The 23,325-nt window shown below is 66.3% G+C and carries 23 protein-coding genes; 7 read left to right on the top strand and 16 right to left on the bottom strand.

The annotated features are described in order from the left end of the window. Positions 1-57: 57 nt before the first annotated feature. The 6 genes from odhB to sdhC form a co-directional block, all read right to left on the bottom strand. The gene (gene odhB, locus F3I62_RS11410; protein ID WP_160489751.1) at positions 58-1,278 is read right to left on the bottom strand and encodes a 2-oxoglutarate dehydrogenase complex dihydrolipoyllysine-residue succinyltransferase; all 1,221 of its coding nucleotides are present in this window, start codon (positions 1,276-1,278) and stop codon (positions 58-60) included. 69 nt (positions 1,279-1,347) lie between these two features. Further along, positions 1,348-4,179: a 2-oxoglutarate dehydrogenase E1 component gene (locus F3I62_RS11405; protein WP_160489750.1), complete on the bottom strand. Its 2,832-nt coding sequence runs from the start codon at positions 4,177-4,179 to the stop codon at positions 1,348-1,350. 242 nt (positions 4,180-4,421) lie between these two features. Then, a complete protein-coding gene (locus F3I62_RS11400; RefSeq protein WP_160489749.1) occupies positions 4,422-5,141 on the bottom strand; it encodes a succinate dehydrogenase iron-sulfur subunit in 720 nt (239 codons plus the stop codon). Positions 5,142-5,152: 11 nt separating this feature from the next. Next, positions 5,153-6,922, bottom strand: a complete 1,770-nt coding sequence (gene sdhA, locus F3I62_RS11395) for a succinate dehydrogenase flavoprotein subunit (RefSeq protein WP_160489748.1) — start codon at positions 6,920-6,922, stop codon at positions 5,153-5,155. Positions 6,923-6,925: 3 nt separating this feature from the next. Further along, positions 6,926-7,294 carry a succinate dehydrogenase, hydrophobic membrane anchor protein gene (gene sdhD / locus F3I62_RS11390; protein WP_160489747.1) on the bottom strand — a complete coding sequence of 123 codons (369 nt, stop codon included), beginning with the start codon at positions 7,292-7,294 and terminating at the stop codon, positions 6,926-6,928. Beyond that, positions 7,288-7,674, bottom strand: coding sequence for a succinate dehydrogenase, cytochrome b556 subunit (gene sdhC, locus F3I62_RS11385; protein ID WP_178091828.1), 387 nt, complete (start codon positions 7,672-7,674; stop codon positions 7,288-7,290). The genes sdhD and sdhC overlap by 7 nt, the downstream gene beginning before the upstream one ends. A 349-nt stretch (positions 7,675-8,023) precedes the next feature. Between sdhC and gltA the strand changes: the two genes are divergently transcribed. Next, positions 8,024-9,313 carry a citrate synthase gene (gene gltA / locus F3I62_RS11380; RefSeq protein ID WP_160081072.1) on the top strand — a complete coding sequence of 430 codons (1,290 nt, stop codon included), beginning with the start codon at positions 8,024-8,026 and terminating at the stop codon, positions 9,311-9,313. Between the two features lie 61 nt (positions 9,314-9,374). Here the strand turns inward: gltA and F3I62_RS11375 are convergent, their stop codons facing one another. The 3 genes from F3I62_RS11375 to F3I62_RS11365 form a co-directional block, all read right to left on the bottom strand. After that, complete coding sequence (locus F3I62_RS11375; protein ID WP_160489746.1) at positions 9,375-9,986, bottom strand: START domain-containing protein; 612 nt, start codon at positions 9,984-9,986, stop codon at positions 9,375-9,377. 54 nt (positions 9,987-10,040) lie between these two features. Then, entirely contained in the window at positions 10,041-10,295 is a 255-nt protein-coding gene (locus F3I62_RS11370; protein WP_160489745.1) for a YkgJ family cysteine cluster protein, read from the bottom strand. Between the two features lie 195 nt (positions 10,296-10,490). Next, positions 10,491-11,369, bottom strand: a complete 879-nt coding sequence (locus tag F3I62_RS11365; RefSeq protein ID WP_160489744.1) for an NAD(P)-dependent oxidoreductase — start codon at positions 11,367-11,369, stop codon at positions 10,491-10,493. A gap of 159 nt (positions 11,370-11,528) precedes the next feature. Between F3I62_RS11365 and F3I62_RS11360 the strand changes: the two genes are divergently transcribed. From F3I62_RS11360 to rhtA, 3 genes are all read left to right on the top strand, one after another. Then, entirely contained in the window at positions 11,529-12,071 is a 543-nt protein-coding gene (locus F3I62_RS11360; protein ID WP_160489743.1) for an exonuclease domain-containing protein, read from the top strand. Between the two features lie 177 nt (positions 12,072-12,248). Next, positions 12,249-12,530 (top strand): pyrimidine/purine nucleoside phosphorylase, encoded by a 282-nt coding sequence (locus F3I62_RS11355; RefSeq protein ID WP_160081084.1) that lies wholly within the window; start codon positions 12,249-12,251, stop codon positions 12,528-12,530. Between the two features lie 84 nt (positions 12,531-12,614). Beyond that, positions 12,615-13,499 (top strand): threonine/homoserine exporter RhtA, encoded by an 885-nt coding sequence (gene rhtA, locus F3I62_RS11350; protein ID WP_160489742.1) that lies wholly within the window; start codon positions 12,615-12,617, stop codon positions 13,497-13,499. 28 nt (positions 13,500-13,527) lie between these two features. Here rhtA and F3I62_RS11345 read toward each other — a convergent pair whose 3' ends face one another. Genes F3I62_RS11345 through F3I62_RS11320 form a run of 6 tightly spaced genes read right to left on the bottom strand, consistent with a single transcriptional unit; the run spans position 13,528 to position 19,111 of the window. Next, complete coding sequence (locus F3I62_RS11345) at positions 13,528-14,646, bottom strand: saccharopine dehydrogenase family protein (RefSeq protein WP_372240117.1); 1,119 nt, start codon at positions 14,644-14,646, stop codon at positions 13,528-13,530. Between the two features lie 16 nt (positions 14,647-14,662). Next, entirely contained in the window at positions 14,663-16,441 is a 1,779-nt protein-coding gene (locus F3I62_RS11340; RefSeq protein WP_160489740.1) for an ABC transporter transmembrane domain-containing protein, read from the bottom strand. 32 nt (positions 16,442-16,473) lie between these two features. Beyond that, entirely contained in the window at positions 16,474-16,875 is a 402-nt protein-coding gene (locus F3I62_RS11335) for a DoxX-like family protein (RefSeq protein ID WP_160489739.1), read from the bottom strand. Further along, positions 16,868-17,302 (bottom strand): thiol-disulfide oxidoreductase DCC family protein, encoded by a 435-nt coding sequence (locus F3I62_RS11330; RefSeq protein WP_160489738.1) that lies wholly within the window; start codon positions 17,300-17,302, stop codon positions 16,868-16,870. The genes F3I62_RS11335 and F3I62_RS11330 overlap by 8 nt, the downstream gene beginning before the upstream one ends. Before the next feature lie 39 nt (positions 17,303-17,341). Then, the gene (locus tag F3I62_RS11325) at positions 17,342-17,968 is read right to left on the bottom strand and encodes a DUF1287 domain-containing protein (RefSeq protein WP_160489737.1); all 627 of its coding nucleotides are present in this window, start codon (positions 17,966-17,968) and stop codon (positions 17,342-17,344) included. Further along, a complete protein-coding gene (locus F3I62_RS11320; RefSeq protein WP_160489736.1) occupies positions 17,969-19,111 on the bottom strand; it encodes an ATP-NAD kinase family protein in 1,143 nt (380 codons plus the stop codon). Positions 19,112-19,294: 183 nt separating this feature from the next. Here F3I62_RS11320 and F3I62_RS20160 point away from each other — a divergent pair, with 183 nt between their 5' ends. Then, the gene (locus tag F3I62_RS20160; RefSeq protein WP_178122510.1) at positions 19,295-19,471 is read left to right on the top strand and encodes a PA1571 family protein; all 177 of its coding nucleotides are present in this window, start codon (positions 19,295-19,297) and stop codon (positions 19,469-19,471) included. 65 nt (positions 19,472-19,536) lie between these two features. Here the strand turns inward: F3I62_RS20160 and pdxB are convergent, their stop codons facing one another. Further along, positions 19,537-20,667, bottom strand: coding sequence for a 4-phosphoerythronate dehydrogenase PdxB (pdxB, locus tag F3I62_RS11315; RefSeq protein ID WP_160489735.1), 1,131 nt, complete (start codon positions 20,665-20,667; stop codon positions 19,537-19,539). A gap of 142 nt (positions 20,668-20,809) precedes the next feature. Between pdxB and amrB the strand changes: the two genes are divergently transcribed. Then, on the top strand, positions 20,810-22,174 hold the full coding sequence (amrB, locus tag F3I62_RS11310; RefSeq protein ID WP_160489734.1) for an AmmeMemoRadiSam system protein B: 1,365 nt from the start codon (positions 20,810-20,812) through the stop codon (positions 22,172-22,174). After that, complete coding sequence (amrS, locus tag F3I62_RS11305) at positions 22,167-23,255, top strand: AmmeMemoRadiSam system radical SAM enzyme (RefSeq protein ID WP_160489733.1); 1,089 nt, start codon at positions 22,167-22,169, stop codon at positions 23,253-23,255. The genes amrB and amrS overlap by 8 nt, the downstream gene beginning before the upstream one ends. The last annotated feature ends 70 nt before the right edge of the window (positions 23,256-23,325 follow it).

The following is a 23,325-nucleotide window of genomic DNA, read 5'->3' as shown; positions in this document are numbered from 1 at the left end:
ATTCCTTCTCGGATAAAACCGGGCGGTCCCTTGTGAGGACCGCCGCGTGCGCAGGGATCAGATGTCCAGCAGCAGACGAGCCGGGTCTTCCAGCAGGTTCTTGATGGTCACCAGGAAGCTGACCGCTTCCTTGCCGTCGATCAGACGGTGATCGTAGGACAGTGCCAGGTACATCATCGGGCGGATGACCACCTGACCGTTGATCGCCACCGGACGCTGAATGATGTTGTGCATGCCGAGGATGGCGGCTTGCGGCGGGTTGACGATCGGGGTCGACATCATCGAACCGAAGGTACCACCGTTGGTGATGGTGAAGGTGCCGCCGGTCATCTCTTCGATCGACAGCTTGCCGTCGCGCGCCTTCTTACCGAAGGTGGCGATGCCGTTCTCGACTTCGGCCAGGCTCATCAGCTCGGCGTTGCGCAGGACCGGTACCACCAGGCCACGGTCGCTGGATACGGCCACGCCGATGTCCTGGTAGCCGTGGTAGACGATGTCGTTGCCGTCGATCGAGGCGTTGACCGCCGGGAAGCGCTTCAGCGCCTCGACGGCAGCCTTGACGAAGAACGACATGAAGCCCAGGCGCACGCCGTTGTGGGTCTTCTCGAACAGGTCCTTGTACTTCGAACGCAGGGCCATGACTTCGTGCATGTCCACTTCGTTGAAGGTGGTCAGCATGGCCATGGTGGACTGGGCCTCGACTAGGCGCTCGGCGACCTTGGCACGCAGGCGGGTCATCGGCACGCGCTTCTCGACGCGGTCGCCAACGGCGAACACCGGCGCATCGCCAGCCGGAGCGGCCGGCTTGGCAGCAACTGCCGGGGCGGCTTTCTTGGCGGCGACGGCAGCCACGGCGTCTTCCTTGGTCACGCGACCGCCCTTGCCGGTGCCGGCGATGCTGTTCGGATCGATACCACCTTCTTCGGCGATCTTGCGTGCGGCTGGCGACAGGATCGCGTAATCCTCGGCGGCGGCCGGAGCGGCGGCAGCGGCGGCGGCGGCAACCGGGGCAGCAGCCGGAGCGGCTGCAACGGCGGCGCCAGCGGCACCCAGCGTGCCCAGCAGTTCGCCGGACAGCACGGTGTCGCCTTCGTTCTTGACGATTTCGGCGAGCACGCCGTCGGCTTCGGCGAGGACTTCCATCACCACCTTGTCGGTTTCGATGTCGACGATCAGCTCATCACGCTTGACGGCGTCGCCCGGCTTCTTGTGCCAGGTGGCAACGGTGCCGTCGGCAACCGACTCCGGGAAGGTTGGGGCTTTGATCTCGATAGCCATTCTGTGTGTTTCCTTAATTCGGTTTCATCGATGAGGGGCTGCCCGTGCAGCCCCTCGTACGCGACGGCGTTAAACGTTAAAAGCGTCCTGCAGCAGTTTTTCCTGCTGCTCGGCGTGCATCGAAGCGTAGCCACAAGCCGGGGCTGCGGAAGCGTCGCGACCGGCGTACTCGAGGAACAGGGCCTTCTTGTGCGCGGATGCGACGCGACGCATGTGGTGCTGGCTGCAATACCAGGCGCCCTGGTTCATCGGCTCTTCCTGACACCAGACGATGTGCTTGAGGTACTTGTACGGCGCCAGGGCTTCGGTCAGGTCCTCTTCCGGGAACGGATAGAGCTGCTCGATGCGCACGATGGCGATGTCTTCGCGACCTTCGGCACGCCGCTTGGCCAGCAGGTCGTAGTAGACCTTGCCGCTGCACAGGATCAGGCGTTCGACTTTCTTCGGATCGATCGGATCGACCTCGGGGATCACGGTCTGGAACGAACCGTCGGCCAGCTCTTCCAGGGTCGAGATCGCCAATGGATGCCGCAACAGGGACTTGGGCGTCAATACGACCAATGGCTTGCGCAGCGGACGGATCACCTGGCGACGCAGCAGATGGTAGATCTGCGCCGGGGTGGTCGGCACCGCCACCTGCATGTTGTGCTCGGCGCACAGTTGCAGGTAACGCTCCAGACGCGCGGAGCTGTGCTCCGGGCCCTGCCCTTCATAACCGTGCGGCAGCAGCATGGTCAGACCGCACAGACGGCCCCACTTGTGCTCGCCACTGGAGATGAACTGGTCGAATACCACCTGGGCACCGTTGGCGAAGTCGCCGAACTGGGCTTCCCAGATCACCAGCGCGTTGGGCACGGTGGTCGAGTAGCCGTATTCGAAGGCCAGCACCGCTTCTTCCGAGAGGAAGGAGTCGTACAGCTGGAAGCGCGGCTGACCTTCGAACAGGTTCTGCAGCGGCAGGTAGGTGGTCGCGTCCTTCTGGTTGTGCAGCGCCGCGTGGCGGTGCGAGAAGGTGCCGCGGCCGACGTCCTGACCGGTGATGCGCACCGGGTGACCTTCATGCAGCAAGGTGGCGTAGGCCAGGTTCTCGGCGTAGCCCCAGTTGATCGGCATGGCACCGGCGGTCATCTTGACCCGGTCTTCCAGCACCTTGGCCACCTGGCGTTGCAGGACCAGGCCTTCCGGCAGGTGCAGCAGCTTGCCGGCCAGATCCTGCAGGGTCTTCAGCTCGCAACGGGTGTCGTGACGAGCGGTCCAGGCATGACCCAGGTACGGACGCCAATCGACGAACAGTTCCTTGTTCGGTTCCTTGACCAGGCTCTTGACCACGTGCTGGCCGTTGTCCAAAGCATTGCGGTACTCGTCGATCTTGGCCTGCACCCGCTCGGCATCCAGACGCGCGGCCTGGATCAGGCTGTCGGCATACAGCTCACGGGTGGTGCGCTGCTTGGCGATCTGCTGGTACATCAGCGGCTGGGTGCCACTCGGCTCGTCGGCCTCGTTGTGGCCGCGACGACGGTAGCAGACCAGGTCGATGACCACGTCACGCTTGAACTGCATGCGGTAGTCGACGGCCAGCTGGGTGACGAACAGCACGGCTTCCGGATCATCGCCATTCACATGGAAGATCGGCGCCTGGATCATCTTCGCCACATCGGTGCAGTACTCGGTGGAGCGCGAGTCTTCCGGACGGCTGGTGGTGAAGCCGACCTGGTTGTTGATCACCAGGTGGATGGTGCCGCCAGTCTTGTAGCCGCGGGTCTGCGACATCTGGAAGGTTTCCATGACCACGCCCTGACCGGCGAATGCCGCGTCACCGTGGATGGAAATCGGCAGTACGCTGTCGCCGTTCGGGTCGCTGCGGCGATCCTGGCGGGCACGCACCGAACCCTCGACCACCGGGGAGACGATCTCCAGGTGCGAAGGGTTGAACGCCAGCGCCAGGTGGACTTCGCCGCCCGGGGTCATGACGTTGGAGGAGAAACCCTGGTGGTACTTCACGTCACCGGAGGACAGGCCATCGACCTTCTTGCCTTCGAACTCGTCGAACAGGTCGCGCGGGTTCTTGCCGAAGGTGTTGACCAGCACGTTGAGACGGCCGCGGTGGGCCATGCCGATGACGATTTCCTTGGTGCCGTAGGAGCCGGAGCGCTGAATGATCTCGTCCAGCAGCGGAATCAGGCTCTCGCCGCCTTCCAGGCCGAAACGCTTGGTGCCCGGGTACTTGGTGCCCAGGTATTTTTCCAGGCCTTCGGCAGCGGTCAGGCGCTCAAGCAGGTGACCCTGCACTTCCACGGAGAATGCCGGACGGCCGCGCACGCTTTCCAGGCGCTGCTGGAACCACTTGCGCTGCTCGGAATCGACGATATGGGTGAACTCGGCGCCAATGGTGCGGCAATATGTCTGCTGCAGCGCCTCAAAGATTTCCCGTAGAGTCGCCTCTTCCTTGCCGATGTAAAGCTCACCGGTGCGGAAAGTGGTATCGAGGTCGGAGTTGGTCAGACCATAGTGGTTGATCGCCAGGTCAGCCGGAGCCGGACGCTTCCACAGACCCAGCGGGTCGAGCGTCGCAGCCTGATGGCCACGCATGCGGTATGCCTGAATCAGACGCAGGACTTCAACCTGCTTCTTCTCGTGCTCGCTGCTCACGCTACCGGCGGACACCGGTTGGGCGCGACGCTGGTTCTTGGCCAGCAGCACGAAATGATCGCGGACTGTCGAGTGCGAAACGTCGGTGGCGGCATTGCCGTCAGTCGGCAATTTCTGGAAATAGGTGCGCCACTCTTCTGGCACAGCGTTGGGATCGTGCAGGTAGAGCTCATAGAGCTCTTCCACATAGGCAGCGTTACCACCGGATAGGTGGGCACTGTCCCACATGCGCTGCATCACGCTTTCTTGCATGCTTGGTCACCCTCGGTAAGGGGACACCACCGGCGTGGAGGCCGTAATTGTGACTTGAAGTCCTGAAGCAGCGACGGGTAAGCCACTACGGATCCCGCAGATAGTCCGGGCACCAGCCCGGATGCCCCTGCTGGTCGTCAATTTCTTTTCAAGTAAGAACCGTGGCTTTGTGAGCTGGCGGTTCTGGTTTACTGCGGCACCGGAGTTACCCCGGCGCCGCAGGTGTCACGGGTAAAACTGAATCAGGTACCGCTTTGCAGCAGCATGTTGCGTACGTGGCCGATTGCCTTGGTCGGGTTGAGACCTTTCGGGCAAACGTTCACGCAGTTCATGATGCCGCGGCAACGGAACACGCTGAACGGATCGTCCAGCGAGGCCAGACGCTCTGCGGTCTTGGTATCACGGCTGTCGGCCAGGAAACGGTAGGCCTGCAGCAGTGCAGCGGGACCGAGGAACTTGTCCGGGTTCCACCAGAAGGACGGGCAGCTGGTGGAGCAGCACGCGCACAGGATGCACTCGTACAGACCGTCCAGTTTCTCGCGCTCTTCCGGCGACTGCAGACGCTCGATCGCCGGGGCAGGCGTGTCGTTCTGCAGGAAAGGCTGCACCTTCTCGTATTGCTTGTAGAAGATGCTCATATCGACGACCAGGTCACGAATGACCGGAAGACCCGGCAGCGGACGGATCACCAGCTTGTTGTTCTTCACCACGGTGGAGATCGGGGTGATGCAGGCCAGGCCGTTCTTGCCGCTGATGTTCATGCCGTCGGAACCGCACACGCCTTCGCGGCACGAGCGACGGTAGGAGAAGCCTTCGTCCTGCTCCTTGATCAGGGCCAGCACGTCCAGCACCATCAGGTCTTTACCGTCGATTTCGACGGTGAATTCCTGCATGAACGGTGCGGCGTCTTTCTCCGGGTTGTAGCGGTAAACGCTGACTTGCAAAGTTTTGGCTAACGACATATCGGCCACCCTTAGTAAGTACGGATCTTGGGTTCAAACGCCGGAACAGTCTTCGGCGCGAAGTTGACAGCCCGCTTGGCCACACGCTTCTCGCCTGGGAAGTACAGGGAGTGGCACAGCCAGTTGGTGTCATCGCGATCTTCGAAGTCTTCGCGGGCATGCGCGCCACGGGACTCGGTACGAGTGTCCGCAGCGATCGCAGTAGCCTCGGCCACTTCGAGAAGGTTTTGCAGTTCCAGTGCTTCGATACGCGCAGTGTTGAATGCCTGGCTCTTGTCCGCGATCTTGACGGTCGCGATGCGCTCACGCAGGTCGGCCAGTTGGGCAATGCCCTTCTTCATGTATTCGCCGGTACGGAACACACCGAAGTAGTTCTGCATGCAGGCTTGCAGTTCCTTACGCAGCGGAGCCACGTCTTCGCCGCTGCTGCGCTCGTTGACGCCGGACAGACGCTTGAGCGACTGCTCGATGTCGGTCTCGCTGGCGCCGCGAACTTCGATGCCTTCTTTCAGGGCTTTTTCCAGGTGCAGACCAGCCGCACGGCCGAATACCACCAGGTCGAGCAGCGAGTTGCCGCCCAGACGGTTGGCGCCGTGTACCGATACACAAGCCACTTCGCCCACGGCGAACAGGCCTTCGATGATCACGTCATTGCCGCTGGCATCCTGGGTCATGGCCTGGCCATGGATGTTGGTGGCCACGCCACCCATCATGTAGTGGCAGGTCGGAATCACAGGTACCGGAGCAACCACCGGGTCGACATGGGCGAAGGTCTTCGACAGTTCGCAGATGCCGGGCAGACGGCTGTGCAGCACGTCTTCGCCGAGGTGGTCGAGCTTCAGCAGCACGTGGTCACCATCCGGGCCACAGCCGTTGCCGGCGATGACTTCCTTGACCATGGAGCGGGCGACTACGTCGCGGCCGGCCAGGTCTTTGGCGTTGGGCGCATAGCGCTCCATGAAGCGCTCGCCGTGCTTGTTGATCAGGTAGCCACCTTCGCCACGGCAACCTTCGGTCACCAGCACGCCGGCACCGGCAATACCGGTCGGGTGGAACTGCCACATCTCGATGTCCTGCACCGGCACCCCGGCACGCAGGGCCATGCCCACGCCGTCACCGGTGTTGATCAGGGCGTTGGTGGTCGACGAGTAGATGCGACCGGCACCGCCGGTGGCCAGAACCACGGCCTTGGAGCGGATGTAGACGGTTTCGCCAGTCTCGATGCAGATGGCGATGATGCCGACTACGGCGCCGTCCTGGTTCTTCACCAGATCCACGGCGTACCACTCGTTGAGGAACGAGGTGCCGGCTTTCAGGTTGGCTTGGTACAGGGTGTGCAGCAGCGCGTGACCGGTACGGTCGGCGGCGGCGCAGGTACGGGCAGCCTGGCCACCCTTGCCGAAGTCCTTGGACTGGCCACCGAACGGACGCTGATAGATGCGGCCCTGTTCGGTACGGGAGAACGGCAGGCCCATGTGCTCGAGTTCGAACACGGCCTCCGGGCCGACGGAACACATGTATTCGATCGCGTCCTGGTCACCGATGTAGTCGGAGCCCTTGACGGTGTCGTACATGTGCCAGCGCCAATCGTCGTTCGGGTCGTTGGACGCGATGGCACAGGTGATGCCGCCCTGGGCGGAAACGGTGTGCGAACGGGTCGGGAAGACCTTGGTTACTACGGCAGTCTTGTGGCCGCCTTGGGCCAACTGCAGTGCGGCACGCATGCCGGCGCCGCCACCACCAACGATGATGGCGTCATAAGAAAGAGTACGAATAGCCATTGATCAGACACCCCAGAGAATCTGCACGCCCCAGACGAAGAACGCGAACATGGCAATGCCGCAGAACGCCTGGAAGAGGAAACGCACGACAGTCGCCCACCGGCCCAGCGCCATCGGCGTCAGGTAGTCGGTGGAAATGGTCCACATGCCGACCCAGGCGTGCACGCCGAGGGCCACCAGGGCCAGCAAGCTGAAGATGCGCATCGCAGTATGGGCAAACAGGCCGTGCCATTCGGCATAGCCAAGGCCCGGATTCACCACGAGGAAGCCGATCAGAAACAGGAAGTAAGCCGCGAGCACGACCGCGGACACACGCTGAGCCATCCAGTCATAGAGGCCCGAACGGGAGAAGTTCGTTACGTTGGTTACCATATCCACACCCCTGCCAGCAGGATCACCACCACGGAGACGACGATGACGATTTTGGAGCCCAGCTTGCCGCCTTCCAGCGACTCGCCGACACCCATGTCCATGATCAGATGGCGTACACCGGCCACCAGGTGATACAGCAGAGCGGACAGCAAACCCCAGACAATCAGCTTGGCCAGCGGACTGGTCAGACACGCCTTGACTTCTGCAAAGCCTTCCTCGGAGGCCAGCGACTTGTCGAGTGCATACAGCAGCACGGCAAGACCGACGAAGAGGATGACACCGGAAATGCGGTGCAGAATGGACGTATAAGCGGTGATCGGGAGTTTGATGGTCCTGAGATCTAGGTTTACAGGTCGTTGGCTATTCACGGCTTTTTTCACACTAGAGGCCCCTAACAAACAGGGCAAGTTGTCGGGAAGTGCACTGGTCAGGTACCCCTCACCAAGGGAGTGCCAGCCGCCAAAACGCAGGCCCTAAAGCCCCTGACGGCCGGTCGCAGAGTATAGACAGTTAGGTAACTAATGACAACGTAAAGACCCTCGCTAAAAGCGGATTGCGCAGCCTTAATAAATGACGTATTAGCAGCACTTCCGAGCACTCGAAACACGGCTGGAAGCCGTCTGCCATCTGGCTTAGGCCAAATTGACATTCGAATTTATGTCTCTATAGTGTTGCGGGCCCTGCGTGGGGGGCTGTCTGATGATTTCAAGCATAAACAGGAGGCCGCACATGGCTGACAAAAAAGCGCAGTTGATCATCGAGGGCAATGCCCCCGTAGAGCTGCCCGTTCTGACCGGCACCGTTGGTCCCGATGTAGTTGACGTACGGGGCTTAACCGCCACGGGTCGCTTCACATTTGATCCTGGCTTTATGTCGACCGCCTCTTGCGAGTCGAAGATCACCTACATCGACGGCGACGCCGGCATTCTGCTGCACCGCGGCTACCCCATCGAGCAGCTGGCCGAGAAGTCCGACTACCTGGAAACCTGCTACCTGCTGCTGAACGGCGAACTGCCGACCGCAGAGGAAAAGGCCAAGTTCGTCAGCACCATCAAGAACCACACCATGGTGCACGAGCAGCTGAAGAGCTTCCTCAACGGCTTCCGCCGCGATGCCCACCCGATGGCCATCATGTGTGGCGTAGTCGGCGCCCTCTCCGCCTTCTACCACGACTCCCTGGACATCAACGACCAGCACCACCGTGAAGTCTCGGCCATGCGCCTGGTCGCCAAGATGCCGACCATCGCCGCCATGGCCTACAAGTACTCCATGGGCCAGCCGATGATGTACCCGCGTAACGACCTGAACTACGCGGAAAACTTCCTGCACATGATGTTCAACACCCCGTGCGAGATCAAACCGATCAGCCCGGTGCTGGCCAAAGCAATGGACCGCATCTTCGTCCTGCACGCCGACCATGAGCAGAACGCCTCCACTTCCACCGTGCGCCTGGCCGGCTCCTCGGGTGCCAACCCGTTCGCCTGCATCGCCGCCGGTATCGCCGCTCTCTGGGGCCCGGCCCACGGCGGCGCCAACGAAGCCGTGCTGAGCATGCTGGACGAGATCGGCAGCGTCGAGAACATCGACAAGTTCATCGCCAAGGCCAAGGACAAGAACGATCCGTTCAAGCTGATGGGCTTCGGTCACCGCGTGTACAAGAACCGTGACCCGCGCGCCACCGTGATGAAGAAGACCTGCGACGAAGTGCTGGCTGAGCTGGGCATCAAGAACGACCCGCAACTGGAACTGGCCATGCGCCTGGAAGAGATCGCCCTGACCGATCCGTACTTCAAGGAACGCAACCTGTACCCGAACGTCGACTTCTACTCGGGGATCATCCTCAAAGCCATCGGCATTCCGACCAGCATGTTCACCGTGATCTTCGCCCTGGCGCGTACCGTCGGCTGGATCTCGCACTGGAAGGAAATGCTCTCCAGCCCGTACAAGATCGGCCGCCCGCGCCAGCTGTACACCGGCTACCCGCAGCGCGACTTCGTCGCCCTGGACGAACGCAAGTAACAGTTGCGCGCGAAAAAAAGGCTGCCCTCGGGCAGCCTTTTTTATTTCCGGATTGATTGACTCAGCGCTTTTCCGCCAGGCTGCGCAGGCCATTCAGGGTATTGAACGGCGCATCCACCACGAAACTGTTGGCCAGCCAGGAAGGCACGCTGCCGCCGGGCTCGGTATGCACCTGATAGGTCACCTCGACCTCGCCGACACCCTTCGGCACGAAACGCCAGAAGCCCTGCAGGCTGTCCACCCGCACATGGTCCTTGGCCACCGGCAGGTACTGCGGCAGGCCTTCGAGCTTGCGCGTCAGGCTGCCATCGGCGCCCTCTTCCGTGACCACATGCAGGATCGAGTCACGCGCGGTTACCGGCCACGGCATGTCGAATCGGGTATAGACCCAGCTCTCCCGGCCCTGGTGCTTGAGCAGGCTCTGCTCGGCACAGGCATGGATCCACGGGCAGGAACCCTGAACATCCTCCTGCAGGCCGCGCAAGGTGGCGACATCGCTCTTGATGGTGGTCACCCCGCGATAGGCCTTGTACCGGGAGCCCTCGACCGCGCTCAGGTAGATGCGGATACCGTCCGCCTCCTTGGCCAGCTGCCAGTCCTCGGCCTGCGCCACACCAGCCAGCGCCAGCACAGCCAGGCCGCACAGCGCAGCCACACGGGTTAATCCAAGCATCAGTGCTCCTTAGTACAGACGAGCTGGCCGGCAAGGGCGCCGACCGGCGAAAAATCACGAGGCGGTGGCCTGCTCCCACCAGCCGAGCAGGCGAATGGCCTCTTCGCGACTGGCGCCGCACACCGCCGGGTCGGCGGCAAAGGCGGCACACACCGCCGGCCGATCCGGCCGGGCGAAGATCGCGCACAGGTGGTCGAGCGTCAGATGGATACAGCGCTCGCCCGCCGCCTTGCCCTGCGGCATACCGGGAATCGGCGAACTGATGGAGGGGGCGATACAGCAGGCACCGCAGCCAGCACGGCATTTCATGGCAATAAACCCACAGCGGACGGATCAATACGACAGTGGGTCAATTTTATCCCCGGCGCCCGAAAAACACAGCAGACATCGCGCCGCCAGCGGCAGCGCTATCGGCTGATCAGGCTTGCCCGCCGATGGAAACTCGACCCGCTGCGGGCCGGCCTGTGCCTGCTCGGCGCGGCGGACTTCATCTTCCGTTCCCGATCAGCTTCTCGGCGCCTGCTTGAGCCGCGCCAACAGGCTGGAGGTGTCCCAGCGCCCGCCGCCCAGGGCCTGGACATCGGCGTAGAACTGGTCGACCAGGGCGGTCACCGGCAGTTGCGCGCCATTGCGCCGCGCCTCGTCCAGCAGGATCGACAGGTCCTTGCGCATCCAGTCGACGGCGAAACCGAAGTCGAACTTGCCCGCCAGCATGCTCTGGTGGCGGTTTTCCAGCTGCCAGGATTGCGCTGCGCCCTTGCTGATCACCTCCATCGCCGCATGCCCGTCGAGGCCGGCGCACTGGGCGAAGTGCAGGGCTTCGGCCAGCCCCTGGACCAGGCCACCGATGCAGATCTGGTTGACCATCTTGGTCAGCTGGCCGCTGCCGACCGGCCCCATCAGCTTGACCATCTTGGCGTAGCTGTCGATCACCGGCGCCGCACGCTCGTAGAACACCGCCTCACCGCCGACCATCACCGTCAGCGCGCCGTTCTGCGCGCCGGCCTGGCCGCCGGAGACCGGCGCATCGAGAAAGCCCAGCTCACGCTCGGCCGCCAGCACCGCCAGTTCGCGGGCGACATTGGCCGAAGCCGTGGTGTGGTCGACCAGCACGCTGCCCGGCGCCATGCCGGCGAAGGCGCCATCGGCCCCGAGCAGCACGCTGCGCAGGTCATCGTCGTTGCCCACGCAGCTCATTACCAACTCGGCCCCCTGCGCCGCCTCGCGCGGGGTCGGCGCCGACTGGCCGGCGAACTCGGTAAGCCACAGCTCGGCCTTGGCCGGCGAGCGGTTGTACACGCAGACCTCATGCCCTGCCCGCGCCAGATGCCCGGCCATGGGGAAGCCCATCACGCCCAGCCCGATAAACGCCACCTTTGCCATGCTTCACCTCCACACTGAATGGGCTCAAGCATAGCCTGCCACCCGGGGGGCTCGGCCAGCACAGCGAGACGGAAAAACTGTACGGATGCCCGTCCCAGGCGCTCGGCTTTGCCCAAACGGCGGGGAACTCCCATACTGGCCGGACGCAACGGAGGGCCTATGCCGCATTGGTTGGTAATCGATCTGGAAGCCACCACCGAAGAGGGTGGCTGGCCAGTGGAAGACATGGAAATCATCGAAATCGGCGCCACCCTGGTCGCCGCCGACGGCCGCGAGCTGGACCACTTCCAGCGTTTCGTCCGTCCGCTGCGCCGCCCCTGCCTGACCAGTTTCTGCCGCGAACTGACGCATATCAGCCAGGCCCAGGTCGACAGCGCCGCGCCGCTCGCGGCGATCTGGCCGCAGTTCGAACGCTGGCTGGCCCCCTACCGGGACAAGCTGGCCGGCTGGGGTAGCTGGGGCGACTACGACCGCCGCCAGTTCGTGCTGGAATGGCAGCGCCACGGCCTGCAGAGCAGCCTGGAGCGGCTCGGCCACGTCAACCTCAAGCAGCGCTTTGCCGAAGCCCGCCAGCTCAAGCGCGCGGTCGGCCTGCACACCGCGCTGCAGCTGGCCGGCCTGAGCTTCCAGGGCCAGCAGCACCGCGCCCTGGAAGACGCGCGCAACACCGCGCGCCTGCTGCCGCTGATCTTCGCCCACTAGACCGCGCACCCGGCACGCTGCAGAGGACTCGACACGGCGAGCCTGGACACAGCCACGCTTGCACCCGGCCTGGCGCCAACAGCCTTAGGCGCTGCCAGGGCCCGCAAAGCGGATGACGCCCTCGCCCACCTTCGGCATACTGGCGGGCCTTTTTTCACCCCCTTCGAGGAACCCCGCATGTTCAAGGTCAACGAGTACTTCGACGGCACCGTCAAATCCATCGGCTTCGCCATGAGCGAAGGCCCGGCCACTGTCGGCGTCATGGCTCCCGGCGAATACGAATTCGGCACCAGCCAGCTGGAGATCATGCACGTGGTCGCCGGCGCCCTGACCGTCAAGCTGCCGGGCAGCGACAACTGGGAAACTTTCGCCGCCGGCAGCCAGTTCACCGTGCCGGGCAACAGCAAGTTCCAGCTCAAGGTCGCCGTCGACACCGCCTACCTCTGCGAATATCGCTAAGCGCCGCGGCGGCAGAGAAACCGGCCCTGGTGGCCGGTTTTTTCATTTAAGCCTCTGTCTATTCCCGACCCTGCGGAACCCGTCATGCCTCGCGCCCATCCGTTCAGCCAGATCATCCTGCCCGTCGCCCTGCTGCTGGTGGCGATGACCTCCATCCAGGGCGGCGCCTCCCTGGCCAAGAGCCTGTTCCCGCTGGTCGGCGCCGAAGGCACCACCGCGCTGCGACTGTGCTTCGGCGCCATCATCCTGACCCTGATCATGCGCCCCTGGCGGGCGCGCCTGAGCCTGGCCTCCTGCCGCTCGCTGCTGGGCTACGGCCTGGCCCTGGGCGGCATGAACCTGCTGTTCTACATGTCGATCAAGACCATTCCGCTGGGTATCGCCGTGGCCCTGGAGTTCACCGGCCCCCTGGGCCTGGCGCTGCTCTCCTCGCGCCGGCTGCTCGACTTCGTGTGGATCGCCATGGCGGTATTCGGTATCTGGCTGCTGCTGCCGACCCAGCAGTCCGCCGCCCCGCTCGACCCGCTGGGCATGGCCCTGGCCCTGGCGGCCGGGCTGTGCTGGGCGCTGTACATCATCTTCGGGCAGAAGGCCGGCGCCGCACACGGCGCACATACCGTGGCGCTGGGTACCCTGGTCGCGGCGCTGCTGGTGACCCCGGTGGGCCTGTACAGCGCGGGAGGGGCGCTGTTCTCCCTCGACCTGCTGCCGGTGGCGCTGGCCGTCGCCGTGCTGTCGTCGGCGCTGCCCTACTCGCTGGAGATGATCGCCCTGACCCGCCTGCCGGCGCGTACGTTCAGCACCCTGATGAGCATGGAACCGGCGATTGCCGCCCTTTCCGGGCTGCTGTTCCTCGGCGAGCGCCTGACCGCGCACCAGTGGCTGGCCATCGGCGCCATCATCCTCGCCTCGGCTGGCGCGGCGGCGACCATCAAGCCCAAGGTAGCGTCACGGCGCCTGGAAGCCTGAACCCCGCTTCCAGGCCGACAAGCGCTGCCTAGGGCGCCGGCAGCTCGCGCACCGCGCTGCTGACCGCCAGCCCGTCCAGCTCGCGCAGGTACTCGTCCAGCGACAACAGGCCGACGCAGGGCTGCGCACCCCGTGCCGCCAGGCTGCCGGCCGCCAGCTTGCGCGCCAGGGCGACCGCGGCCATGCAGGGAATGTTCGGCCCGTCGTTGTGCAGCGCCTGGATGTCCCAGCACAGGGTCTGCGCCCGCCCGTCCGGGTCCAGCCCCTGCAGGCGCACGAACATGCCGCTCAGGCCGTCGCCGAACGGCTCCAGCAGCACCGCGCCCCGGCGCAGCCGGGCCGCCAGCGGCACCGCGCTGCGCAGCAGGCCGGCGCGCACCAGCCAGGACAGCAGCCAGGTGCCGAACTGGGTCAGGCGCAACCCGACACCGGCGGAGAAGCGCACCGACTGCACGCCCGGATAGCGCGTGGGAAACAGCTGCAGGTCGGGAATATCGCAATTGATCACCCAGCGCCGCCCCAGCGGCGCCGGGAAATCATGGGCACTCAGGTCTTGCCAGCCGTACACCGTCTGCCACGCGCCATCACGCCACTGCGGGAAGGGTTTGCCGCAGTAGTCGAGCACCGCGGCCAGGGTCGATACGCCCGGCGTCTTCTCCGAGGAGCTGATGCCGTGCCAGATGCCGTCCAGGCGACTGAAGCGCGGCAGCAGCTGGTCGATCACCGCCGCGCTGAGCGCCGGCACCGAGCTGGCGCCGCCGCACACCAGAACCCCGGCGGCCTGCGCGGCCTGATCCAGCTCGCTGATGCCGCAGACGAACGCACGCGCATCGGCCAGGTCGACGTAGTGCGCCCCGGCCGCGATGCAGGCCCGGGCCACCCGGTAGTCCTGGCTCTGGAACGGCCCGGCGGTGGAGATCAGCAGCTGCGCGCCCAGCTCGCGCAAACGCTCGGCCAGATCGGCCTGGTTCATGTCCAGGCACACCGCCTGGCTGCCGGTCTCTGCCGCCAGGGCCTCGGCCTTGGCCAGGTCGCGCCCGGCCACCCACACGCGGATGCCGGCGATGCCGCGCAGGCGCCGAACGATCACCGTGCCGAAATTGCCGTAGCCGCCCAGCACCACCACCGTGAAATCCCTCTCAGCCACCGGCCCTGCTCCCTGTTCAGTCCGCGTCATTGCTGTCGCTATTGAACTGCAGTTCGGCCAGCCGCGCATACAGCGGGTTGCTCGCCACCAGTTCGTTATGGCTGCCGATGGCCACCAGCCTACCCTGTTCGATCACCGCGATGCGGTCGGCACTCTTCACCGTGGCCAGGCGGTGGGCAATCACCAGGGTGGTGCGGCCCTGCATCAGGGTCGGCAGGGCCTGCTGGATCAGGTGTTCGCTTTCCGCATCGAGGGCGCTGGTGGCCTCGTCCAGCAGCAGGATCGGCGCATCCACCAGCAGCGCGCGGGCAATCGCCAGGCGCTGACGCTGGCCGCCGGACAGACCCAGACCGGCATCGCCCAGATGGGTCTGGTAACCCTGCGGCAGGCGCTGGATAAACTCATGGGCATGCGCCGCGCGCGCCGCCGCCTCGACCTCGGCCTGGCTGGCCTCAGGCTTGCCATAGCGCAGGTTGTCTTCCACCGTGCCGTAGAACAGCGCCGGATTCTGCGAGACCAGGGCGAAGCAGCGGCGCAGGTCGGCCGGATCGAGCCGGTCGATGGCCACGCCCTCGACCAGGATGCGCCCCTGTTGCGGGTCGAAGAAGCGCAGCAGCAGGTCGAACAGGGTCGACTTGCCGGCCCCCGACGGCCCGACCAGGGCCAGGGTCTCGCCGGCGCGCACCTTGAGGCTGATGCCATCCACGGCGAAGTGCCCCGGTCGCGACGGGTAGGCGAAACGCAGCGCCTGCAGCTCCAGGGCGCCGCTGATGCGGGCCGGCAGGTGCTGCAGGTCGGCGCTCGGCGCGGTGATGGCATTCTCCGTCTGCAGCAGTTCGGCGATGCGCTCGGCGGCGCCGGCGGCGCTCTGCAGCTCGCCGATCACCTCGCTGACCGCACCGAAGGCCATGCCGACGATCAGGCTGTAGAACACGAAGGCGGCCAGGTCGCCACCGGAAATCTTCCCGGCGATCACGTCCATGCCGCCGACCCAGAGCATCACCCCGACCGCGCCGAGCACCAGGACGATGACCACCGTGATCAGCCAGGCGCGCTGCTTGATGCGCTTGCGCGCGGTGTCGAACGCCGCCTCCACCGTCTGGCCGAAGCGGGTCTTGTCCTGGGCCTGGTGGTTGTAGGCCTGCACGGTCTTGATCTGGCCGAGGGTCTCGCCGACATAGCTGCCGACATCGGCCACGCGGTCCTGGGTCTGCCGCGACAGCGCGCGCACCCGCCGACCGAAGATCAGGATCGGCGCCACCACCAGCGGCAAGGCGACTATGACGATGGCGCTGAGCTTGGGGTTGGTGACGAACAGCAGGACGATGCCGCCGAGCATCATGATGATGTTGCGCAGCGCCATCGACAGCGACGAGCCTATCACGGTCTGCAGCAGGGTGGTGTCGGCGGTCAGCCGCGACTGGATTTCCGAGGCGCGGTTGCTCTCGTAGAAGCCCGGATGCAGCTCGATCAGGTGGTTGAACACCCGCTTGCGGATATCGGCGACGAAGCGCTCGCCGATCCATGACACCAGGTAGAAACGGGTGAAGGTGCCGACCGCCAGGGCCAGCACCAGGGCGAAGAACAGCCCGATGGACTGGTTCAATGCCTGCTGCGACTGGGTGGCCAGGCCCTGGTCGACCAGCAGGCGGATGCCCTGGCCCATGGACAGGGTGACGGCGGCGGTGAACATCAGCGCCAGCAAGGCGCTGATCACCCGCCAGCGGTAGGGCGCGACGAAGCGGGCGGCCATGCGCAGGGCGGTACGCTGACGGGTGGACAGGATCGACGGCATGCGGCACTCGCAGACAGGCCAGCGGCCCGGAATCAGTGGGGTTGAAGCGGACCGGGCAACGGTTTCTCCGCCAACCAGGCCAGCAGGCACAGCGCCAGCCCCGCCAGATTGGTCGACAGCGGATTGAAGGCCTGGAACAACAGATGGGGGCTGAACCACGCCACATCAAGCAGCAGCCCCAGCAATACCGCGGCCACCAGCAGCAACGGCCAGCGCTGGCGGCGCAGCAGCACCAGCAACAGGCCCAGGGCGATCTCGCCCAGCCCGGCCAGCTGCGCGATCGGCGCGACCGAGTGGAAGCCATGGGCCTGGATCATCGCCACCTCGTCGGGGCTGAGCCAGAGGATCTTCGGCACCAGGCCGTGCCAGACGAACATCAGCGCTAGCGCCACACGGGCCAACAGGGCGATCTGCTGCAGGCGCGGCTCAATCATGCAGGAAACGCCGCGCATGGTCGGCCGACGGCAGCAGGCAGCTGTCATGGCGCCCGAACAGGCGGTAGCGGTTCAGCGCGATGCGGTCGTAACCCCAGTCGCGCAGCGCTCGCGGGATCAGGCGCAACCCGGCCAGCAGGCGCCAGGGAGCTGGCAGCTGGGCGAGGATGCGCAGCAGTGCCGTGGAGCGGACGAACAGCTCGGCGCCCTCGACATAGGCCATGGTGTCGAAATGCCCGGTCGGCAGGCCGAACCACTGCAGGATCGCCTGGCCCTCCGCCGACTGCACCGAACACAGGCGAAAGCGCCGCTCGCGGTCATGGCGAATGAGGAACTTCGCCCAGCCGTTGCACAACCGGCAGACGCCGTCGAACAGCACCACCCGCTCGGCGGGCTGGATATGGGGTGGAAACCGGTTGCCTGTCATCGCGCATTCCTTGGCCGTGTTGCCTGCATGCTAGCCCAATCAGCGGCTGGCAAAGCGGTAATGCCCGGTCACCTTGAAGGCGAACAGGATGTCCTCTTCCCGGGTGCCGCGGCCGATGTTGTGCAGGATCAGCGGTACGCCTTGGGCGGTGCGGCGGTCGGAGACGATGCCGATATGGCTCAGGCCGTTGCCCAGGTCCCAGGTCACCACGTCGCCGGCCAGATAGGCCGAAGCCGCAGCGCTGGAAGGCCGGGCCAGGCCCTGGCGGCGCAGCCAAGTCATCAGGTTGGGCACCCGGCGGTGGTCGATATTGCGGTCCGGGCGCTTCAGCCCCCAGCTCTGCGGGTAGGCGGAGAAATGTGCGCGCATATCCTCGTGCACCGCCTGCTGCAGATCCAGGCCCTGGGCGCGCAGGGCGCGGATCAGCACATCGGTGCACACCCCGGTGGCCAGCGGCACGTCGCCGCCGGGATAGTCGAGCCGGCGATAGACCGGGTCGTAGCCCAGGGTCACGCCGACCTGCTGGCGCGCCGCGCTGACCAGCTGTTGCGGCTGGATCGGCTGCGCCCAGGCCGGCAGCGCCAGGCACAGGCACAGGCACAGACAGACCAGAACGGCGCGCTGCAATGCCCGATAGTGCTCAATCCATGTGCAACCCTGGCCCATTCAATCCTCCTGTCGTGCCGGGTCTGCCCACCCCACGGGATAGAGCAGCTCTTCCTTGTACCCCGCCCACACCCGAACCGCATCGGGGAAGGCCTCGTCCAGCGCCGGCTCACCGCTGTCCACCAGCAACGGGCGGCCCTCCAGGGTACCGAGCTTGCGCTTGGTGGCGATCACCCGCAGGTGTTCCAGGCCGATGGCGCGCAGCACCCGCGGGCTGATCTGCTGGTTGCCGCGGCCGATGATATGGCCCTGGCCGCCGATGGCGGTGACCAGCAGGCGCGCCGGATGCTCAGCGACCAGCTCGTACAGCTGCGCCTCGGTCACGTCGCGGGCCAGCACCACGCCGTTCTCGATCACGTCGACGCCGAGCAGGCTGGTCTGCAGGCCGAGGTTCTGCGCCAGGCCGTGCAGGGTCGAGCCGGGGCCGAAGACGTAGCGCACGCCAGGTTCCCAGCTTTCCTGCAGCCAGTCGGCCAGGTCGACCAGCACCAGCTCCTCGGATTCCATGCCGGCCTGCTTGACGTGCTGCATGAAGCTGCCTTCCACCGGCACCGTCAGCTCGCCGTACCAGCGCGCGCTGAGCTTGCCGTCGCGCAGCGCCGCCTCGTCGAGGTCGCGCACCTCGCCGCTGGCCAGGCGCACCAGGCCGCCTTCGACCAGGCGCCGGGCCAGTTCGCCGGCGGCGCGCGGGCTGATGGCGTAGACCCCGGAATGGATCTTCACCCCGGCCGGGATGCCCAGCACCGGCTGGTCCTCGCGCACCGCGGCGCAGATGTCGCGGGCGGTGCCGTCGCCGCCGGCGAACAGGATCAGCGCACAGCCGGCGTCCTGCAGGGCCTGCACGGCACGTTGGGTATCGGCGGCGCTGGTCGTGCCCTCGCCCAGATCGCCCAGCACGCGGTGGGCATAGCCCAGCTCGCCGAGCAGATCGGCGCCCATCGCCCCGGGAAAGCTGAGGAACTGCAGGCGCCCGGCCACCGGCCGCAGGCATTCCAGGGCAATCCGCGTGCGCTCGGCGGCGCGCGGCTCGGCGCCGCGCGCCAGGGCCTCAGCGGCCACCCCGTCGCTGCCCTTGAGCGCGGCGGCCCCACCCAGGCCGGCCAGGGGGTTGATGATCAAGCCGATGTGAAAGGTGCTGCTCATGCAGGCTCCTGCTATCACTGCCTATAAAGTCGGATGGGCGGCTCGCGGCGGTTGCCCGACACTGCCCCAGGAGCCATGAACAAGGCCTCGCGCTCCCGAGGTTTTGCTGGCGCAGCGGACTGTCACCGCGCGTTCACATAGGCGCCCTAGACTGCGCGCATTGACCCGAAGAGGAGACCCGCCATGCGTTTGCAAGACAGCAGTTCCAACCGTCAGCGCGTCGCCACGCTGAAACCGCAACAGACCGTGGGCGGCGCCGTCATCGATGCCCAGGGCCGCGAAGTACCGATCACCGAAGGCATGATCCAGCGCGCCTGCCGCGAACTGGAGAAGAACTGGTCCGCCGCCAGACAGGCCTGAAGCTTTCCCCCTCTTGCCCTCTGGGCCATCCGACCCGGGCCATAAGCCCGGGTTTTTCTTGCCCGTCAAATCGACCTGGCGCCCAGCGCCGCCACCAGCTGGCGCAGGGCTGGCGCCTCGCCCGGCACGGCGACGCGCAAGCCGTCGATCTCGCGACGATAGGGGTAGTGCTTGCGCAGGGCATCGAAGGCCGCCTTGCGCTGCGCCGCGTCGCCGACCAGCGAACGGCGGAAGTCCGCATCGTCGCGACGCGGGTCATACACCGCCCGGCACAGGGTGGCCAGTGCCCAGTCGGGCGCGGCGCCGGCATCCAGGCGCAGCTCGCCGAGCCAGGCCGGCGGCAGCAGATCGTCCAACTGCACCTGCTCGGCCAGGCCATTGGCGGCGCAGTAGGCCTGGTAGATCTGCGCGGTGCCGCGCAGCTTGCCGTCCAGGCTGTAGCCGGCGATATGCGGGGTGGCGATCCGGCACAGCGCGGCCAGTTCAGGATCGACCTGCGGCTCGCCTTCCCACACATCCAGTGCCACCTGCAGGTCCGCGCCGCCGTGCAGGTGCGCGCGCAGCGCCTGGTTGTCCACCACCGCGCCGCGGCTGGCGTTGATCAGCCAGCTGCCGGCGCGCAGCCGCTGCAGCTCGCCTGCACCGAACAGGTGGCGGGTGCCGGCATCCAGCGGGGTGTGCAGGCTGATCACGTCGCAGTCGCGCAGGATGCTGGCCAGGTCGACGAAATCGCCGCCCTCGGCCGCCTGCCGCGGTGGGTCGCAGACCCGCACATCCCAGCCCAGGCCACGCAGCACCTTGACCAGGCGCGCGCCGACCTGGCCGGCGCCGACCACGCCATAGCAGCGCTCGGCCAGCGGCTTGCCGGTCTGCTCGGCCAGCGCCAGCAGGCAGCCCAGCACATAGTCCACCACGCCGCGGGCGTTGCAGCCGGGGGCGCTGGACCAGGCGATGCCGGCTTCGCGCAGATACTCGAGGTCGAGGTGATCGGTGCCGATGGTGCAGGTGCCGACGAAACGTACCCGGCTGCCCTGCAGCAAGGCGCGGTCGACGCGGGTCACCGAGCGCACCAGAAGCACCTCGGCATCGCCAACAGTCGCGCGCTCGATGCTGCGCCCCGGGTGGCGGCTGATCTGGCCAAACCCGCCGAAGAACTCGTCGAGCAGGGGGATGTTTTCGTCGGCAAGGATGCGCATGGGGAACTCCGGCAGTCGGGCCGCCATTCTACGGAAGCGCCGCTGCGCTTGTCCCGTCCACGCAGCTGGTTAATTTTTAACCAGTCACCCTTGCACTTCTGCGCCATGTCCCTATCTAAGCCCTGAAGACGAGGGTTTTTCCATGCACACGATCCGCCCAGCCGCCGTCGCCGGCCTGTTCTATCCGTCTGCCCCGCAGCAACTGCAACGCGAGGTCCAGGCCCTGCTGGCCGCCGCCGCGCCGACCGGCCCCACGCCAGCGCCCAAGGCGCTGATCGTGCCGCACGCCGGCTACCCCTATTCCGGCCCGGTGGCCGCGCAGGCCTATGCGCGCCTGCCGGCGCTGGCCGGGCGCATCCGCCGGGTGGTGCTGCTGGGGCCGACGCACCGGGTGGCGGTACGCGGCCTGGCCCTGCCCTCGACGCAGGCCTTCGCCACCCCGCTGGGCCAGGTCACGCTGGACGCCATCGGCATGGCCGCCATCAGCGGGCTGCCGCAGGTCTGCGTCAGCGACGCGGCCCATGCCCTGGAGCACTCCCTGGAGGTGCAACTGCCCTTCCTGCAGGAGGCGCTGGGCGATTTCCAGCTGTTGCCGCTGGCCGTCGGCGATGCCAGCACCGCCGAGGTGGCCGAGGTGCTGGAACGCCTGTGGGGTGGCGCCGAGACCCTGATCCTGATCAGTTCCGACCTCTCGCACTACCTGCCCTATGCCCAGGCCCGGCAAACCGACGCCGCCACGGTGCAACAGATGCTCGCCGCGCGGCCCGGCCTGGACCATGCCCAGGCCTGCGGCGCCACGCCGGTCAACGGCCTGCTCAGCTGCGCGACCCGGCACGGGCTGCACGCCGAGCTGCTCGACCTGCGCAACTCCGGGGACACCGCCGGCGACCCGTCGCGGGTCGTCGGCTATGCGGCCATCGCCTTCTACGACACGCCGCCGGCCAAGAGCGAAGATGCCCGCGGCGAGACACTGTTGAAGCTGGCCCGCGATGCGATTTCCCGTCATCTGGGCGGCCCCGGCCATCGCCATGGCCATGCCGAGCGCGCCTGGCTGCGCCAGCCGGGCGCCACCTTCGTCACCCTGACCCAGCAGGGCCAGTTGCGTGGCTGCATCGGCAGTCTGGAGGCGCACCGGCCGCTGCTCGACGACGTGCGCGCCAATGCGGTGGCGGCGGCCAGCAGCGACTGGCGTTTCCCCGCGCTGCAGCGCGCCGAACTGGGCCGCACGCGCATCGAGGTGTCGCTGCTCTCGGCCATCGAGGAACTGGCGGTCGCCAGCGAACAGCAGCTGCTGGAGCGCCTGCGCCCGGGCCAGGACGGCCTGCTCCTGGAGTTCCGCCAGGCCCGCGGCACCTTCCTGCCTCAGGTCTGGGAGCAATTGCCCGAACCGGCCGACTTCCTCGCCCAACTCAAGCGCAAGGCCGGCCTGCCGGCCGACTTCTGGCACGCGGAGATCCGCCTGGGGCGCTACGGCGTCAGCAAGTGGCGGGAGGCCGGACATGAGTGAGCCGTCCAGCTACTACCCCGGGCGCTGGTGGCACCCGCTGGCCGACGGCCGCATCCAGTGCGACCTCTGCCCGCGCGACTGCAAGCTGCGCGACGGCCAGCGCGGCGCCTGCTTCGTGCGCATGCGCGAAGGCGAGCAGATGGTGCTGACCACCTACGGCCGCTCCTCCGGCTTCTGCATCGACCCTATAGAGAAGAAGCCACTCAACCACTTCCATCCCGGCACCTCGGTGCTGTCCTTCGGCACGGCTGGCTGCAACCTGGCCTGCAAGTTCTGCCAGAACTGGGACATCAGCAAGTCCCGCGACATGGACCGCCTGATGGACCAGGCCAGCCCCGAGCAGATCGCCCTGGCCGCGCTGAGCGCGGGCTGCGCCAGCGCGGCCTTCACCTACAACGACCCGGTGATCTTCGCCGAATACGCCATCGACACGGCCCTGGCCTGCCGCGCGCACGGCGTCCACCCGGTGGCGGTGACCGCCGGCTACATCCATGCCGACGCGCGGCGCGAGTTCTATGCGGTGATGGATGCGGCGAACGTCGACCTCAAGGCCTTCACCGAGGACTTCTACTTCAAGCTCACCGGCGCGCACCTGCAACCGGTGCTGGACACCCTGGTCTACCTGCGCCACGAAACCGACGTATGGACCGAGATCACCACCCTGCTGATCCCCGGCCACAACGACTCGACCGCCGAGATCGAGGCGCTGTGCCGCTGGGTCTACCGCGAACTGGGGCCGGACGTGCCGCTGCACTTCACCGCCTTCCACCCCGACTTCAAGCTGCGCGAGATCCCGCCGACGCCGCCGGCGACCCTCAGCCGGGCGCGGCAGATCGCCCGCGACCAGGGCCTGCACTACGCCTACACCGGCAACGTGCACGATAGCGCCGGCGGCACCACCTTCTGCCCGGGCTGCGCCAAGCCGCTGATCGTGCGCGACTGGTACCACATCCTCGACTACCAGGTGAGCGAGTCCGGGCACTGCCCGCACTGCCACACCGCCATCGCCGGGCGCTTCGGCCGCTACGCCGGCTCGTTCGGGCAGCGGCGGATTCCCGTGCGCCTGAGCGATGCGCCCTGAGCCAGGGCGCCGATCTTCTGTAGGGTGCGCCCCGCGCACCGGCGGGGCCACGGTGCGCACGGTGCACCCT

The sequence above is a fragment of the Pseudomonas sp. R-28-1W-6 genome (assembly GCF_009799925.1).
GTDB lineage: Bacteria > Pseudomonadota > Gammaproteobacteria > Pseudomonadales > Pseudomonadaceae > Aquipseudomonas.
This window is presented reverse-complemented; position numbering and strand designations above follow the sequence as displayed.

Bases quoted from the DNA above. Each gene is read 5' to 3' on its own strand.
- odhB (WP_160489751.1), bottom strand. From the start codon at position 1,278: ATGGCTATCGAGATCAAAGCCCCAACCTTCCCGGAGTCGGTTGCCGAC.
- F3I62_RS11405 (WP_160489750.1), bottom strand. From the start codon at position 4,179: ATGCAAGAAAGCGTGATGCAGCGCATGTGGGACAGTGCCCACCTATCC.
- F3I62_RS11400 (WP_160489749.1), bottom strand. From the start codon at position 5,141: ATGTCGTTAGCCAAAACTTTGCAAGTCAGCGTTTACCGCTACAACCCG.
- sdhA (WP_160489748.1), bottom strand. From the start codon at position 6,922: ATGGCTATTCGTACTCTTTCTTATGACGCCATCATCGTTGGTGGTGGC.
- sdhD (WP_160489747.1), bottom strand. From the start codon at position 7,294: ATGGTAACCAACGTAACGAACTTCTCCCGTTCGGGCCTCTATGACTGG.
- gltA (WP_160081072.1), top strand. From the start codon at position 8,024: ATGGCTGACAAAAAAGCGCAGTTGATCATCGAGGGCAATGCCCCCGTA.
- F3I62_RS11375 (WP_160489746.1), bottom strand. From the start codon at position 9,986: ATGCTTGGATTAACCCGTGTGGCTGCGCTGTGCGGCCTGGCTGTGCTG.
- F3I62_RS11370 (WP_160489745.1), bottom strand. From the start codon at position 10,295: ATGAAATGCCGTGCTGGCTGCGGTGCCTGCTGTATCGCCCCCTCCATC.
- F3I62_RS11365 (WP_160489744.1), bottom strand. From the start codon at position 11,369: ATGGCAAAGGTGGCGTTTATCGGGCTGGGCGTGATGGGCTTCCCCATG.
- F3I62_RS11360 (WP_160489743.1), top strand. From the start codon at position 11,529: ATGCCGCATTGGTTGGTAATCGATCTGGAAGCCACCACCGAAGAGGGT.
- F3I62_RS11355 (WP_160081084.1), top strand. From the start codon at position 12,249: ATGTTCAAGGTCAACGAGTACTTCGACGGCACCGTCAAATCCATCGGC.
- rhtA (WP_160489742.1), top strand. From the start codon at position 12,615: ATGCCTCGCGCCCATCCGTTCAGCCAGATCATCCTGCCCGTCGCCCTG.
- F3I62_RS11340 (WP_160489740.1), bottom strand. From the start codon at position 16,441: ATGCCGTCGATCCTGTCCACCCGTCAGCGTACCGCCCTGCGCATGGCC.
- F3I62_RS11335 (WP_160489739.1), bottom strand. From the start codon at position 16,875: ATGATTGAGCCGCGCCTGCAGCAGATCGCCCTGTTGGCCCGTGTGGCG.
- F3I62_RS11330 (WP_160489738.1), bottom strand. From the start codon at position 17,302: ATGACAGGCAACCGGTTTCCACCCCATATCCAGCCCGCCGAGCGGGTG.
- F3I62_RS11325 (WP_160489737.1), bottom strand. From the start codon at position 17,968: ATGGGCCAGGGTTGCACATGGATTGAGCACTATCGGGCATTGCAGCGC.
- F3I62_RS11320 (WP_160489736.1), bottom strand. From the start codon at position 19,111: ATGAGCAGCACCTTTCACATCGGCTTGATCATCAACCCCCTGGCCGGC.
- F3I62_RS20160 (WP_178122510.1), top strand. From the start codon at position 19,295: ATGCGTTTGCAAGACAGCAGTTCCAACCGTCAGCGCGTCGCCACGCTG.
- pdxB (WP_160489735.1), bottom strand. From the start codon at position 20,667: ATGCGCATCCTTGCCGACGAAAACATCCCCCTGCTCGACGAGTTCTTC.
- amrB (WP_160489734.1), top strand. From the start codon at position 20,810: ATGCACACGATCCGCCCAGCCGCCGTCGCCGGCCTGTTCTATCCGTCT.
- amrS (WP_160489733.1), top strand. From the start codon at position 22,167: ATGAGTGAGCCGTCCAGCTACTACCCCGGGCGCTGGTGGCACCCGCTG.